Source organism: Streptomyces pluripotens (assembly GCF_000802245.2).
Taxonomy (GTDB): Bacteria; Actinomycetota; Actinomycetes; order Streptomycetales; family Streptomycetaceae; genus Streptomyces; species Streptomyces pluripotens.
Genome location: NZ_CP021080.1, coordinates 5,691,347 through 5,706,869 on the forward strand (window position 1 = coordinate 5,691,347; position 15,523 = coordinate 5,706,869).

The 15,523-nt window shown below is 67.2% G+C and carries 6 protein-coding genes; 1 reads left to right on the forward strand and 5 read right to left on the reverse strand.

Features of this window, described 5'->3' with window-relative positions:
• Positions 1 to 221 precede the first annotated feature (221 nt).
• From drmC to drmD, 5 genes are read right to left on the reverse strand one after another with little or no spacing between them, the layout of a single operon-like run.
• On the reverse strand, positions 222 to 953 hold the full coding sequence (gene drmC, locus LK06_RS25555) for a DISARM system phospholipase D-like protein DrmC (protein ID WP_043434906.1): 732 nt from the start codon (positions 951 to 953) through the stop codon (positions 222 to 224).
• The gene (drmB, locus tag LK06_RS25560; RefSeq protein WP_043434909.1) at positions 946 to 2,973 is read right to left on the reverse strand and encodes a DUF1998 domain-containing protein; all 2,028 of its coding nucleotides are present in this window, start codon (positions 2,971 to 2,973) and stop codon (positions 946 to 948) included. Before drmB ends, drmC begins: the two co-directional genes overlap by 8 nt.
• The gene (gene drmA, locus LK06_RS25565) at positions 2,970 to 6,719 is read right to left on the reverse strand and encodes a DISARM system helicase DrmA (RefSeq protein ID WP_043434912.1); all 3,750 of its coding nucleotides are present in this window, start codon (positions 6,717 to 6,719) and stop codon (positions 2,970 to 2,972) included. Before drmA ends, drmB begins: the two co-directional genes overlap by 4 nt.
• Positions 6,719 to 10,747: an Eco57I restriction-modification methylase domain-containing protein gene (locus tag LK06_RS25570; RefSeq protein ID WP_043434915.1), complete on the reverse strand. Its 4,029-nt coding sequence runs from the start codon at positions 10,745 to 10,747 to the stop codon at positions 6,719 to 6,721. The genes drmA and LK06_RS25570 overlap by 1 nt, the downstream gene beginning before the upstream one ends.
• Positions 10,744 to 13,893, reverse strand: coding sequence for a DISARM system SNF2-like helicase DrmD (gene drmD / locus LK06_RS25575; RefSeq protein WP_234367501.1), 3,150 nt, complete (start codon positions 13,891 to 13,893; stop codon positions 10,744 to 10,746). Before drmD ends, LK06_RS25570 begins: the two co-directional genes overlap by 4 nt.
• A gap of 924 nt (positions 13,894 to 14,817) precedes the next feature.
• On the opposite strand from drmD, the gene LK06_RS25580 reads away from it, so the two are divergent.
• Complete coding sequence (locus LK06_RS25580) at positions 14,818 to 15,435, forward strand: tyrosine-type recombinase/integrase (RefSeq protein ID WP_052319025.1); 618 nt, start codon at positions 14,818 to 14,820, stop codon at positions 15,433 to 15,435.
• Positions 15,436 to 15,523: the final 88 nt, after the last annotated feature.

The window sequence follows — 15,523 nt, forward strand, 5'->3', positions numbered from 1 at the left end:
GCGCTCCTTCCGCATCTTGGCCAGTTTCGTCGTGTCGATCTTCCATGCCGGCTGGGGCACGCACCCAGGGAACCGCGATGAAGTCTTCGTCGCAACCGTCCTCAACACCCACCGGCGGAGGCGAGCCCGCCCTGGGCGACGGTCCTGAGGGCGCTCCCCGCCAGGCGTCGCGGCCCAGGCTGATTCGGCGAGCACCTGGGCCGGCAGGCGGGGAGCCGACGTTACACGCGTTCGTACAGGGAATCCTCCGCCTCCCGCAGCTCGCGCTCGACGGCTTCGGTGAGGTTCGGGTTGTCGATGAGGACGCCGAACTCGACGTTGTTGTTCTCGGCGCTCCAGGAGAAATTCGCGCTGGTGACCAGGAGGAGGTGGTGGTCGATGGCGAGGAACTTGGCGTGGTTGCGGACGTAGACGCCGTCGAATTCCTTGGTGCTCCAGACCTCTGCGGGGGCCAAGTGCGCGGCTACCTCGCTGGTTGATGGCGTCCAGCGCTGTTCGCTGCCGTCGGCGGCCTGGGTGTCCATGTAGACGCGGACGGCGACGCCGTCGCGCTGTGCGGCCGTCCGCAGTGACGTCCAGAGTGCGGAGCTGCGCTGGAAGTTGAAGGTCGAGCAGGTGATCGCCTGGCGGGCGCTGCCGACGAGGCGGGTGACCGAGGTGGTGAGCGGTCCGCTCTGGGCGAGGTGTCCGGGCATGGTCCACAGCGGTGACAGCGTGGCCGGAAGCGCCCGTGCCCCCTCGATCGCCCTCAGGACCAGGATCTGTTGGGGTACTGCTCCGGGACCGCCACCGATGGCTTCCAGCAGCCTCCGGACTTCCGCCCGTTGGCCGACCGCGACGACCTTGAGGGCAGTGGTCAAGGTGTCGCCGTCGGCCAGGCGGTCCGCTATGTCCTTGGCCTCGGTTCCGGTCAGGATCCGGCCGAGCTGGCGTGGCGCGTCCGCGTCACTCATGAGTCTGGAAGAAGCCGAGGTCGCTGCCGGGCAGGTCGAGGAGGAAGCGGCGGTCGAGGAAGCGGTTGGCGCGCTCGCAGGAGGTCTCCGAGGCCATGACGCAGCAATGGCAGGCGGCGCCGTGGAGGAAGTCCTCGGGGTCCTGGGGGGTGCGCTTGGAGCAGATGGGATCGGATGAGCAGCGTGCGGCCTTGCGCAGCGCACTGCCGACGACCTGTTGGAGGCGCGTGGGCTCGCTGAGCTGGACGAGGCCGCCGAGGGTGCCGTCGCTGTCTGACGCGGTGGTGCAGATGAGAAGGCCGGCCGCGGGGTCGCGGCCTTCGGTCGCGGGCCAGGCGTAGAGGCGTTCGCTAAGGCTGGCGGCCGAATATCCGCAGGTCAGGGCGAGTTCGCGGATGAGGATGTGGGCGAGGGTGTGAACGAGCCAGTAGCGCGGAGGCTTCAGTCGGGTGTCGGGGTGGACCTGGTCGGCGGTCTCGGAGAAACGGCGCCGAAAATTTCTCTCGTGTGCCTTGCGGTGGAGCTCCCACAGGTCAGTGTCCAGGACGTGCTTCTCCCACGCGGCGACGGCGTTCTCGTCGAGCTGGAGGAAGATGCCTTCGCCTCGGTCCTCCGTGGCCACCGTCCAGTTCGGCCGGGACGTGCGCGTCAGTGGGGCCAGGCGGCGCGGGAGGTCGCCGACGCGGTCCATGTCGTCGATGCGGGTGAAGCCGACCAGGGCGTTCACCTTGCGGAGGCGTTCGACCGCAAGTACGCGGGTGATCTCTGGTTGCAGGGCGTCGCCCCGATCACGGGTGGAGAGGGTGAGTCCGCTCTTGGGGTCCTCGACGCGGGTGCCGACGATGTCGCGTAGCAGGTATCGCCATTCGGGGACCAAGAGGTCGACCGGGTCCCAGTCGCGGAGCTTCTCCTCCTGCTCCTCCGGACTGTCCGTGGGAGCGGAGGCCGCCTGAAGGACCTGTTCCAGGTCGTGGTCGGGCATGGCGGTGACGTCGACGCGGTCGTCGAGAAGATCCCGGATCATTTCCAGGTTGTGGCGGTACTTGGCGAGCTTGTCGCCGAGGGCGGTGCGGACCCGGTCGGCCAGGTCGCTGGCCTTCTCCTCCTGGGACTCCGGCATCACGATGATCGACTGGGTGGCCGGGAACCACAAGTTGGAGGCGCCGACGAGCATCAGGCGGGTCTCGTTGCGGCAGCCCTTGGGCTCGAAGGCGTCCAAGTGAGGGTGGCGGCCTCGGCACTGCGGGAGTTTCTCCCTGCCGGCCTCGCCCTGGGCCTCGTTCATGGGGCGCCGCATGTCGCAGGAGGCGCAGTGGATGACGGCCGAGGCACCCTTGCCGGCGGTCCGGTCGACCATCTTCAGCGCGGGCAGTTCCGCCTTGCTGCACCGCTGCCCGCGGTGCACCCACAGGTCGTACGGAAACTCGTCCAGGTGCCCGTCGACGCAGGCCAGCAGATACCGGGCCGGGATGGCGGTGCGGCGCATCGCCTTGCGGGTGCCGGACCCTGCCCGGCCCGTGCACTTGGCGTGCTCGAAGACCGCCAGGTCGGTGCGGAAGGGGTGCGTGTTGCGGTAGTCGAACTGGGCGAGCAGTCCGAGCATGTCGCAGCCCGTGCACCGCAGCCACTGCGGGAAGACCCGGGATGGGACTCCGAGGTCGTTGCCTTCGGCAGACCGGCTGTACTTCTTCGGCTGCCAGGGATACGGCCGCAGCTGTACGTCGGGCGAACGAAGCATCATCCGGACCACGTCACGCAGGCGCGGGGCGTGGATCTGCGGGGGCGCGGACTCGCGGCGTCGCCAGATGCGGTCCCAGTCGTCCAGACCGGTCGGCATGATCGTGAACTGCGGCAAGTCCATGATCGCGCCGGGACCGTAGGTGTAGAGCAGGGAGGAGGGGCGGGCCGATCCGACCTTGGCACGGTTGTGCTTGGTGGCCTTGTCCGCCTCCTGCTCCAGGTCGCCCAGTGGGTCGACGGCGTGGGCGACGTCGTAGACGAAGCGCGTCTCGTCACTCACGAGTTGTCCTCCGGCATCTTCCACTGAGGGGCATGGTCGGGTGCGCGGTACACCAGTCGCTCCTTGATCGGGCTCACCAGAAGATTGATCTCGGGCTGCACCTCGCGCATCGAGTTCGCCACGATGAACGGCGCGGCGTCTCGGGTGTCGATGCCTGCCTTGGCGTTCTCCGCGCTCATCATCAGTGCGTCGTGCCGGCCGTCGTCCAGGACCCTCTCGTACACCAACGACTTACGGTCCTCCATGAGGCTCTTGCGTCGCTTGCCCCATTGGTCGAGCCGGTTCTCCAGGCGCAGGCGGGCGCGGGTGGCGGCATCCTCGTCGCCGGCCCGCGCGACGCGACGCACGAGGGCGTCGACGAGTTCGCCCGCGAAGTGCTGCTCGGCCTCGATACGGGCCGCCCCGTCCTCCGGGGACAGCCCCGGGCCAGCCTTGGCCGCCTGCAGGACACGGGCGGCGCTGACCAGCACGCCGTCGAGGCCGCGCTCCAGCGAGGTCACCGAGAACGGAGTCACCGACAGCGCCTCCACCTGGGCGTAGAACGTCTCGTGGTAGTGGCGGAACTGCTCGAAATGGGCGAGGTCCCTCGGCCGCGCCCAGTTCCCGAGCGCGACTACCAGGCCCGGCCGGTCCGCCGTTCGGCCCACACGGGAGGACGCCTGGATGTACTCCGCGGTGTTCTTCGGCTGCCCCACCACGAGCATCAGGCCGAGGCGGGTCACGTCCACGCCCACCTGGAGCATGGAGGTGGCCAGAACTACGTCGTACGGATTGACCTCACGCGTGGGCTCCGGCTTCTTCGCCTCCCGCAGCGCGCGCCGGTTCCGCTTGCCCGCGGTGGAGTCGAAGCCCGGGTTAAACGCCGTCGCCATCTGGTCCAGGGTCGCGGTGATGTCCGCGCTGGCCACGCGCGAGGTCAGCTCGGCGACGTGCAGCGAACCGTAGTCGGTGCCGGTGCGGCGGGGGAGCTTCGACCAGGGGCGGCCCTTGGCGAGCGCGGTCTGGATGTCGTCGCTCATGTACCGTGCCATGCCAGCGAGTTCGCGGGTGGCGCTGAAGTAGCCGACCAGGCTCATGTACGGGTCGGCCACGCGGCCGGAGCGGTCGAGGAGCAGCTGTCCGCCGGCCAGGAGCACCTCGGCGACCCGGATCTCCGCCGTGGTCAGGCGCACCCCGGTCGTGCTGATCCCGATGTACCGGCGCCCCGGGTGCTTCTCGGAGACCGGGATCTCCTTGGAGAAGTACGTGTTGCCGGCGTCCAGGACCTGTGGCGGGAAGATGGTGACGTCACGCCCGTACAGCGCACGCACCTGCTCCGACGCGTTACGGGCGGTGGCTGTGGAGGCGACGAGCAGCGGACGCACCGGGCGCCCGTCCTTGGTCCGCCAGTCGGTCATCACGTCGATGGCCACCTCGAACAGGCCCACCGTCGTGCCGAGTGCCCCAGTGATCAGGTGCAGCTCGTCCTGGATGACCAGATCCGGTGGCCGCAGCCGCATGGCTGGGTGAATGGGGGCCGCCGGCCAGCTGTCCTTCTTGGGATGCTTGCTGCCGTCCTTGATGTCGCACTGCTGATAGTCGGGATGCACGAATCCGTGCCGTTCACAGCGCCGCGAGACGTGCCCGAACAGCGAGGCGGCCTCGCCCTCCCGCGCCAGGCGGGCGAACTTGTCCACAGTGGCGATGACGAACGCCGGCGCGAGCCGGTAGATCTCCTCGTCCACCGTGAGCACCGGCAGCCCGTCCGGGACCTCACCGCCGTCGGCGAACGGACAGTCGGCCAGCTCGTCCCCGCAGTACACGTACACCCGGCGCAGCGCGGGCTCCGTGCGCACATCGCGCGCCTCGACCCGCGTCCCGCACCACGGGCAGCGCTGGATCTGCAGCACCGTCAGCCGATAGCCACGGCCCCCATGGGCCTTCTGCAACTGCTCGGCGGCCTCGTCGTACCGTTTCGGACTTACGTCGGTGCCGACCCACAGGCCGATCCGGAACGGCTCGTCCCCCCACGTCGCCACATCATCGCGTCGCGCCAGCTCCGCCGCGCACACCAGGGCGGTGGCGCGCTGGAACTGCTGGGCGGTGAGCAGGCGCAGCGTGTACCGCATGAGGACGGCCACTCCGGACCGCCCGTCCAGCGGACCGTCGAAGGCATCCACGACACCCTGGCGGCGACGGATCGCGAACGTGTACGCGGCCAGACCCAGATACGCCTCCGTCTTACCACCACCGGTCGGGAAGAACAGCAGCTGCGCCTTGGCCAGATCCCCCGACCGCTTCTCCGCCGCCGGATCGGACAGCAACGGCAACTGCATGAGCACGAACGCGAGCTGGAAGGTACGCCACGAATGCGCCCGTTCCTTCTTGTCCTCGAGGATCGCCTCGCGAGCCTCGTCGATGCTCTCCTCCGGCCGGCTCGCCCGCCGCTCTGCGACCTGGGACTGCACACGCTGATCGGCCATCACCCGGTTCATGAACCGGAAGCAGCGCAACGCCTCCTCGTCCCCGAGGAGATGCTTCAGACCCTCCTCAAGCTGGCGTTGCACCCGGCGCGCCTCGGTGACCGCGTCCAGACCCTCGGACCGCAGATGCTCCGGAAGAGCCTTGGCCCGCCGCTCCTCGCCGTCCAGCCAGGCCGTGTAACCCGCGACGATCGGCTCAAGACCCGTACGCAGCTCGTCGGTCGACGCCTCCTGGAGCTTGCGCATGTCCAGCAGGGCCGCGCCGGTCTCCTCAGCGGCCGTCTGCGGCGTCTCAGTCACCGGCAGCCACGTCGTCCAGACCTCACTGGCCCGGCGCGCTCCCTCGGCTACCTCCCAGTCCACCGAGCAGGTCCGACCATGGGCGAACTCCAAACGGTTGCGGTACTGAAGCCGCAGCCGCCGCAGCTCGTCGTCCGGCTCCTCGCGCGTGTCCAGAAGTACGTCATTGACCGGCAGGAACACCTCAGCGCCACTGGCCGACACCGACAGCTTGGTCTGGTACAGCCACGCCTCGACTGGGATCTTGCGAGGCGTCTCCCGGTCATTGCACAACGCCACCTCGATCAGCCGGCAGCCACGCTCGGAGTCGTCGTAACGATCCACCCGAAGCAGGACCTTGTCCTTGAGTACGATCTCGGTCGTACGGGACGGCCTCAGGTCGGCAACCTTGATCGCCTTCGCGATGGCGTGCGGGGTGCGCTGGAAACGACGGAGCACCGGAGCGGATGCCGCCCCCTCGCCCCCGCCGCCTTCGGTGCCCTCGCCACGCTTCTCCTTCACCGCCTCGTACGTGCCCCACGAGGCGGTCACCGTGAACTCGTCCAGATCGTCAGGGAACTGGAAGCGCAGCCCCATCGACGCCGGGATCATCAGCCCGCGCTTCTGCGGCTGGTCCTCGACCTCGTCCTCATCCGAACTCGCGCTGCTGTCGTCAACGGCGGTGAGCGGCACGCCACGGCTCTCGGCCGCATCCACAGCGTCGCCCACGTCGGTCGCGGCGTCGTCCGACCCCGCCTCGCCGGGGTCGTCCTGGCCGGCGGTGAGACGCACGGGCGCGATCCGGCCGATCAGGTACGCCGAGTCGGGGACACCGTCGAGGATCTCGTCCGGGCCGTTTGCCGGGCCGAGGAGTTCGCGCTCCAGGATGTCGACCAAGTTCTCGCGGGCGGTCCACGAACGGTCGTCGGGGTCGAGGGCAAGCCGATAGGCCGGGGCCGGGAGGACGCCAGGTGTCGCGGCCGGCCGGGCGCCGTGGGTAGTCACTAGTCGTCCTCCTCATCCTCGTCGATGTCCTCATTGTTACCGGCGGGACTGACAACGCCTTGCAGGGCAGCGCGACGATGATTCTCTTCGAGGAGGAGGTCGAGGATCTGCACCCGGGCGGCAGGGCTCACCGTCCAACGCTCCATCTGACGGTAGGTATGGAAGCCGTGATCCAGGGGGACGCTGTCCCATCCGTAGGCAGCCATTACGGCCCGATCGAGTTCCACGTGGATCGCGCGGATCTTCGCCACATCAGAATCGGCGGAATCAGTAATGGCGCGATTATTGACCAAGCTATAGAGGTCCGTCAGACCAAGTCCACGGCGAGTCATGATTTCCCGCCGATCAAGCTCAAGTGCCCTTCCAGCTTCAGGCATTCGTCCATTCTCTTGCGGAAAAGGGAAGGTCTCGAACACGGAAGACGGGGTATAGCGAGGATCATTACGCATCCCCGAGCCAAATCTAATAGCCCAGACCTGATGAAGACTTGACGACAGTACCGCCTGATCCCCGAAGGAATCCGTAGCAAAAGCGATGGTTGCATCGCTGGGCAACCAGGCGGTCGGGATGCGCATGGGTAGCGCAGTTTTACTATGCCGCGTGATAGCAAGCATTTCCTTCAGCGAGGAGATCGCCGCACGCAAAGCAGGGCGAGGCCGGTGAAACAGCCACCAGGGTGCCTCTCGCACCGCCTTGGCCTTTTTGGCGCGATCAGGTTTCACGCGCTCCAGCACGTGTGCATAGGGCAAGGCGAACGCCTGAGCCTCCTCTTCGGAAAGCCCCGTGAAGTCAATTGCCCACCGGGAGGGCTTGCCGTCAGGCCGGGCATTGAGGTCATCTCCCCCAAGGAACGGCTTGAGCACGCGCGCATTCTCCGCGTCGACGGCAATCCATTCCAAAGCCTGCTCCGGGGAAACAATAAATCCTCCACCGTACGGCTCGCAGCCCTTAAATGCAATACCTCGATTGACTGTCAGCCTTACTCGGTAATCGTCCACGCTCCCCATGGGTTCAAGGACCGTGGAAATTCTCTTCGCTTCAATTTCGTCAACAATCCGCGGAACATCCTGCGGAATCTCTCCGCGAATTCCCCATACTGCGGCATACTCGAGGTCGGCATTCGAGGTAGGCCACGACTTACTCTGGATGGCTCGACTGATCGTGAAACCTTTTCGAGCCATCTGGTCCAAGCCGACTTCGCGCGTTTGACCTTCCCCAACGGAACTAGTAGCGATGAGCCCGAGAGTACCGCGGTCCTTGACTAGCATCATTGCCCGAAGGAAGAAATATGCAACAAGGTCAGCCTTACCCTTCCTCCCGAAAGCAAGGATCTCGACCAACCAGGACCGGACATTAGACCCCATCGCCTTTGGGATTTTGTACTCGCCAAGAAATGGGGGGTTACCGACGATGGCATCGAACCCTCCACGCTCCATAATGTCCGGTACCGCAAGAATCCAGTGCAGGGGCTTCCACCGCATGTAATCTGTAGCGACCGCCGGCGCGAGTCCTGCTTCCAAAATTCCGTCAAGCATGACCCTATTGGATTCCTCGCCTTCGACGGGGTAGGCAAGTTCAACGGCGATGTGCAGGTTCTCGTATGCCTCTCGCATCTGCTTGCCGGGCTTGCCTCCCCAACGGAGACCAGCAGCAATCACGGCGTCGGCCACATCAGCGAGCTGGGCGGTGATTCTCTGGTACTCGCGCCATTGCCGTCGCTTGGTGGCCGCGGAGCGTTGCGGGTCGCTGTCGTTAACCTCGGTGGCGAGCTGACGGCGCAGCCGGGCAGCGCGGTCGAGAGTACCGTCGATATCGATATCGAAGAGACTGATCTGATCGCGGACTGCGTCGATGTGGATGTGGAGGTCCCGCAGCTGCTGGGCGTCAGTCAGACCGAGGAGCGCGTTGCCGTGGAGCACCTTGTCGTCGACGAAGGAGAAGGGGAGCTTCGGGTCCAGCGACACCAGCCAGAGCGACAGCTTGCACATCTCCACGGCCATGCCGTTGATGTCGGCGCCGTACAGGCAGGTTGCGACGACGGTCCTTATGGCGTGGACGAGCAGGTCGTGCGGTGTCCTTCCGTACGCCACACCCTCGCGCTGCCATGCTTCGACGAGCCGGTCGGCGAGGTAGCGCGCCGCGGCAACCAGGAAGGCGCCCGAGCCGCAGGCGATGTCGGCGATGCGCAGGTCGAGGATCTGGTCGGAGTCGATGGGCCGCCACGCGTCCTGGTCTGCGGTCTGGTGTGGTCCGGGCGAGTAGACCAGAGGTTCCAGTGCGTACCGGACAACTTCCTCGGCCAGCGAGCGGGGCGTGTAGTGCGCACCGGCCGAGGCGCGCGAGGGGGTCTCCACCAGGAGAACGCCGCCGGGCTCGACCACCAGCGGCCGGTTGCGCAGGTCGCGGCGGATGATTCCGATGAACGGGCGCAGCCGGTCGCGCAGGTCCGGGTCGTCGGTGACATCGCGCAGGGCGATCTCGATGTCATCCAGCGTCTCGCCCGCCTTCAGAGCCTTGGTGAGGGCGGCCTTGCTGGACGGCTTCGCGGCTGGCTGGTGCTGCTTGATCCAGGCGAGGATCGCGTCGGCCAGAGCGGTCTCGGTGCGCTTGGCCTGGCTGAGTTCTTCGAGGGTGGTGAGGGGGATCTCGGGTTCGGATCCCGCGCTGCCGGTGAGACCGACGGTGATCTCATCGGCGGGTTCGCAGGAGTAGCCGAGCAGACCCTCGTAGATGTAGCCGATCTGTTCGACGTCGATATCGCGGAAAGAGATCCGGCGTGCTCCGCCGGTCAGCTGGGCGATCTGGACGGCGCGCAGGACTTCGAGCATGACGCGGTCGCTGACCGTGATGGCCAGGGTGTCCTGGGAGTCGCAGGCGGTGAGGAAGGGGAAGCGGGCCGGATCAAAGAGGGAGCCGCCGTACTCGGGCAGGCGCAGGTCCTCGAAGCTCGCGCCCCGGTACAGGGCCTGGGAGGTGGCCAGGAGCCGGTGCCAGGTCAGAAACGTGGCGTCGAGGGCCTGTTCGCCTTCCTCTTTCTCGCGGGCGTCGAGGAGGTCGAGTTCGTCGCTGATGCCGTATCCCATCGCGAAGAGGCGGCTCTGCGGCAGCAGTCCGCGTTCTTCAGCGAAGAGGAGGAAGACAACGCGCATCATGACGGTGACGGCAGCCTCGTAGACCTCGCCTCTTGCCGCCGGCAGCGGGTCGGGCTCGCCGCGTCGCTGTGCGTCCAGGGCGCCTTCGGACAGGGCCTGGACGATGAGTTCGACGGCGCGGCGGACCTGGGTGCCGAGCGCTTCAGTGATCTTCTCCGCAGCAGTGACGGACTCGCCGAAGAGCTCGGTCAGCCGGTCCTGCTGCTTGCCTCCGACCAGGCGGCGGCGCTGCAGGAGCTCGATGAAGGCATTGCGGGTCTGGGGCTCTTCGATCCAGGTCTGGGCATCGACGATGCCGGAGGCGACCATGGTCTGCGGGCGGGCGCTGACGATCGCCCACCAGCGGCCGTCGGTGACGACGCCGATGGGGACGCCGGAGGCGCGCAGCAGCTCCTCCATGCGGTCGATGGGGCTGGCCGACCAGCCGTCGGTGAGCGGATCGCGAAGAGAGCCCGTGGGATCGGTGACCAGGACGAGGGCGCCGGTGGTGTCGCCGTGGACGAGGGCGCCGTCAGCGCGCACAGTGACCGTGTAATCGGGTGAGCGGACCTCGGCGGTGGCCGGGGCCGGCGCGGTGTAGGCGGTACTCCAGCGCAGCCCCTGGCGCAGGACGAGGTCGACCCAGGTGTCGCGGGCCTCGCGGTACAGGTCGAGGGCGGCTTCGTCGCCCGGGTGCTCGTCCCAGTTCTCCCACGCCTTCTCGAAGGCGGGCTTGGCGTCCTTGATGGCGTCGAGGGCCCGGGAGTCGGGCTGGGGGATCCCCTGCGGGTAGACGCGTTCCAGGGCGGGGACGGCGAGGAAGGGGCCATCCGCGTCGACGAGTTCGAGCCAGGCGCGGTGCAGGCCGGCGGCGGTCGGGAGGTTGCGACGGCTCATGCCTGGACCATTCCGTTCTTCGCGTCTTCGGGGGTGAGGGCGAACACGACCGCGGCGGCGGACACGTACGGCCTGATGTCGCTGTAGCGCTCCTGGATCGAGGCGATCTCGCGTGCCTCCTCGTCGTCCAGACTGTCGAGGCGCTCGTTCATGTGGTGCAGGTCCCGGCGTCGCTGCTTCTGCTGGTCGTCGGTGAACAGCAGTTCTTCCTCGGCACGGATGGCCTGCTCGAGGCGGTCTCGGGAGTCGCGCAGGTTGACCCGGAAGGCTTCGAAGATCTCGTGGGCCCGCTTGATGTCGGAGTCCCGACGCTGCGTGAGTGCCTCGGTGACCTTCTCCTGGCGGCTGGCGCTCTTGCGTTCCATCGCGGTCAGGAGGCGCGTACGCAGCCGGGAGCCGTCATCGTTCCACTGGTCGGCGAGGTGAGTACGCACCTTCTCGTCGGCCAGGAGCAGGTCCGCGGAGTCGAGGGTCTCGTCGAGGACCTGTTCGACCTTGGACTCGGCAAGGGCCTGACCGCGTAGCCGGACGCCGGTGAGGAACACCTCTTCGTGCAGGCGCAGCCCGCCGCGTCCGACGAGGACGAGCCGGGAGACGGCGGCGACACAGGACTCGGGAAGGCCGGGGGCGATGACGGCGGTGACCCGGTTGACCGGGGAGTCCGTGCTGAACAGCGCGGAGCGCAGGGTGCGGGTGGCGCGCTGCATGAGGGCGTGCCCAAGGTGGATGTGGACCAGGTCGGTGCGCTGCTGGGCGGCCTGATCGTCGAAGGTGATGGGGCGCGGGACCCCCGGCTCCAGGCGGGTGTCCAGGCCGCGCAGGGCCGGCTGCCAGGAGCGTCCGAGGTTCGGGATCTCGAAGACCTGTGCCTCGGTGCGGTCGTCGCCGATCTCGACGAGCGGGGGCTGGGCGGTCAGGGTGAGCGCGGTGTCCACTACCCGGCGTGCGTTCGCGGGCGTGAGGTGCATGGCGGCCTTGTGCTCGTCGTACGTCTCCGACATGCGGGTGAGCTGACGGTTCAGCTCCATCCCGCCGGCCAGCACACGGGTGATCACCTCGTTGCCGTCGTCCGGCGCCGTCAACCGGGCCTTGCGCGACGTGCGAGTGGGGACGAAGTGCTCCTGCACCTCGGCGTCGATGACCTGGTTGACCTTGCCGAGGTCCTCGGCGGCCTGTCCGACCTTGGTCGCGATGATCCCCATGAACTTCATGTCCGCGTCGTACGTCGTGGAGCTGGAGACCGGCACGAAGTGGAAGATCTCCGGGTGCTCGGTCTGCCCGTACCGGTCGATGCGGCCGATGCGCTGTTCCAGGCGGGACGGGTTGAAGGGGATGTCGAAGTTGACCAGACGGTGGCAGTGGGTCTGCAGGTCGATGCCCTCACCGGCGGAGTCGGTGGCGAGCAGGATGCGGACCGGGTGCTTGTCGGGGCTCTCGGTGAAACGGGCGCGGATCTTCTCCCGCTCCTCGGTCGGGGTCGAGCCCTGGATGACCTCCAGTACGTCGTCGTAACCGCGCTGCCGCAGGACGCGCTCTATCCATTCGAGGGTGGCCGCGTACTCCGTGAACACCACGACGCGTTCGTTGCTCCAGTGCGTGCCGTCCGGCCGGCAGACCGCAGCAAGGAAAGTCAGCAGCTTTTCCAGCCGGGAGTCCGGCTTGTACTCGTACCGGCGACCCCACTCGATGAGCGAGGCGATCTCACTGCCGGTGGCTGCGGCCAGAGCATCCGATCCCTTGGACTGGCGCAGCGCGGTGAACTCGGGATGCTCGGCAGCACCCTCTTCCTCATCCGACTGGCCACTGCCCAGGACCTCGTTGTAATACGCGTCCTCGTCGTCCAGCCGGAACTGCCGGTGGCCGCTGTCCGCACCCTCGTAGAGCTCGAGGGTGCGGGCGAACGACCACGGGCTGGACAGGAAACGCTTCTTCAGCAGCATGGCGACGATGTCACCACCCGACCCCTTGCCGTTCGCACGGGCGCTGTCCGCCAGGAGCCGCTCCAGCTTCGCGAACTGCAGCTGCTCCTCCTCCGACGGCGTGAACGGGAGGGGCGCCAACTTCCGGGTCTTGAACCCCTTCTCCGGCAGGTCTGTCTTCAGCCACCGCACCATCACCTCCTTCAGCGCGCGCTCGTCGATGCTCGCACCGCGGGTGAACCGACGGCCGTCGATCATCTCCAGCAGGGCCGTGAACGACTCCGAATAGCCGTTGTGCGGCGTCGCGCTCAGGAACAGACGGTGCTCGCACGCCTCGGCGAGCTTCATCGTCGCCGTCGTCCGCTTGCTGTCCACCGCGTAGCCGCGCTGCCCCGGTGCCGTCGTCGGGCTGGCCGGTGCCACGTGGTGCGCCTCGTCGACCACCAGCACGTCGAACGCGTACCGCCTGGCGGTCTCCGCGCTGCGCACGTCCGCCAGCACGTCACGCAGCAGACGTTGCGCCCGCAGCGACGGCAGCCACGCCATGCTCACGATCACGCGGGGGAAGAGCCGGAAGGGGTTGGCGTTCAGCCCGTGGCTTCGCCGCACCTTCGCCATCAGCTCGCTGTTGACGATGACGAAGTCGAGGCCGAACTTCTCCCGCATCTCGTCCTGCCACTTCAAGGACAGGCTCGGCGGGCAGACAATCACCACGGACCGCGCACGGTGCCGCAGCAGCAGCTCCTGCACGACGAGGCCGGCCTCGATGGTCTTGCCCAGACCGACATCGTCCGCCAGCAGCAGGTTCGTACGCGACGACTGCAGAGCGCGGCTCAGCGGCACCAGCTGGTACGCCTCCACGTTCGCGCCACTGCGGAACGGGGCCTGGTAGGAGTTAGCGTCCGCCGAGGTGACCGCACCCCAGCGGACCGCGTCCACGAACGCGGCGAGGGTGTTCGGGTCGTCGAACGCCTCGGCTCGCACGGTCTCCGGAAGTCCCTGGTTGGGGGCGACGGTATGGCCGACCTCCAGCTCCCAGACCACCGTGAGTTCTTGCCCGAGCCGGTCCTCATCCAGCGACTGCAGGCTGACCACATGAGTGAGCCCCGGCGTGCCCTCATCGGCGGGGCTGCGGGGAAGGCCCTGCTTCTGGATGTCGGACACGGCCCAGGTGGAGCCCCGGACCTTGACGACCTGTCCGGGCTCCGGGACCGGTGGAAGAGCCACCGCGCTCGCGGTACTGCTTGCTGATCCCTGCGGGTGCTCCGTAGCGGTCGCCACCTGGGCAGACTCCTTCGCTAACGCCGTCATTGCCGGACCGTGACAACCCCCGGCACTGCGCTCGCAACCTGCCCCGAGGGATCACCTGAGCACCAGTATCGCCGACTCGCTACCCCCTTTGTGGCCGGCTTCAACGGGTCTTCAATGAGGACGACGGCAACTCTTCCGGTCGAGCGGCTTCGCTCGGCCCGACATCGTGTCGTTCGGCGTGCAGGGTTCTCCACCGGCTACGTGGGCTGGTCCGGAGTCGCCCCCCGCCGCGCTCGCTGCGGAACGCAGCCTCACTGGTCTCTTGCGGTGGACGGCTGCCGCCCGCAAAGCGCCCAGCACTCACGCTTCATCATCTTCGGACACTTGTAATCCGGACGCCTCCAAACACATCGCGACGGCCCTCGGCTCCCGCAGCGAAGCTGGCCTCCGCGCCCACTGCGCCGACGAGAGGCTTTTTTCGATGAGTTATGTAGCCGCGGACGAAAGCCATCCGATTCTCTTTTGCATTCCGGTGGCCCTCGGCATGCCGAGGTGACAAGGAGTGGAACTGTTGGATGGAGCTAGCGCTTAGAAGGCGCCTGCTCTGTTCTCGTGTTTCCTGGCCGCCGAGGTCCAGTTGTGGGTGGTTTCGTGATGATTCGCCGACGGCAGACACATTGAGTCCCGTACGGACTGGATTAACCCGGCGAAGGAAGCAAACCTAGAGCGGTCTTGGGAAAGTAGGACCTCTCTCTGTGCATCAACCGAGACCGCGAGAGGTGCGTCGCGGGCGCAACATAGCCGACGATCGCCGGTTGGCCAAACCGGCGCTTCTCCAGACCATTGAATGACCAGGGGACGCCGATGCGTCCCGATGCCTCGTGTGAGGAGTCATGTAGCTTGTCGAAGCTGGCAATAGGCAAATCGTCCTTGCTCTCTGCGGACCATGTTCGCGCTCTACTGGACTCGATCCAGGAGGAATCTTCGGGGGTTGTTTTCCCTTTCCTCGCCTTCATGGCGGGCACCGCGCTTTCGCCGGGTGAAGCAGTTTCTGTTCGGGTGCACGAATTGACGCTCCCGGAAGGGGAGTTCGGGGAGGTGCTGGTCCGTGCCGGCGAGGGCCGGAGAGTCCCTGTCTCCCCGGACATCGTGGGTGTGCTGAGGCGCTGGATCGACGAGGCGGATCTGGAATTTGAAGATCTGCTGTTCCCGGCTGAGCGGGGTGGGCCGTTGGCGTCCTCCGAGTACAAGAGGGCGTGGAGGCGGGCTCGCCAAGCGGTGTTGAGCCCGGGCGAGGTGCAGGCGGGCTTGGGGGAGCAGGTCTCCAGCCTGCGTGACTCCTGTCTGGACCGCTGGCTCGAGGCGGGCGTTCCTGCGTGGGGTGTCGCTGAGTGGGCCGGTGTGAGTGCGAGCTGGATTGCGCTGCGGTACCCGCACCGGTTCGGGCTCGAAGACGTCGAGATCGATTGGGGCCACCTGGAAGAGATTCTGCGCCTTCCGGATATCCCCGAGCGGTAGTTTCCCGTCCCGTGCTCCGACTCACGATCCGAGCGCAGGACCACAGTCGAGCACATCCTGAACGTCGGCGGTCCACGCCTCACGCGGC

Excerpts from the sequence above, each read along its gene's own strand:
- drmC (WP_043434906.1), bottom strand. The coding sequence starts at position 953 with ATGAGTGACGCGGACGCGCCACGCCAGCTCGGCCGGATCCTGACCGGA.
- LK06_RS25570 (WP_043434915.1), bottom strand. The coding sequence starts at position 10,747 with ATGAGCCGTCGCAACCTCCCGACCGCCGCCGGCCTGCACCGCGCCTGG.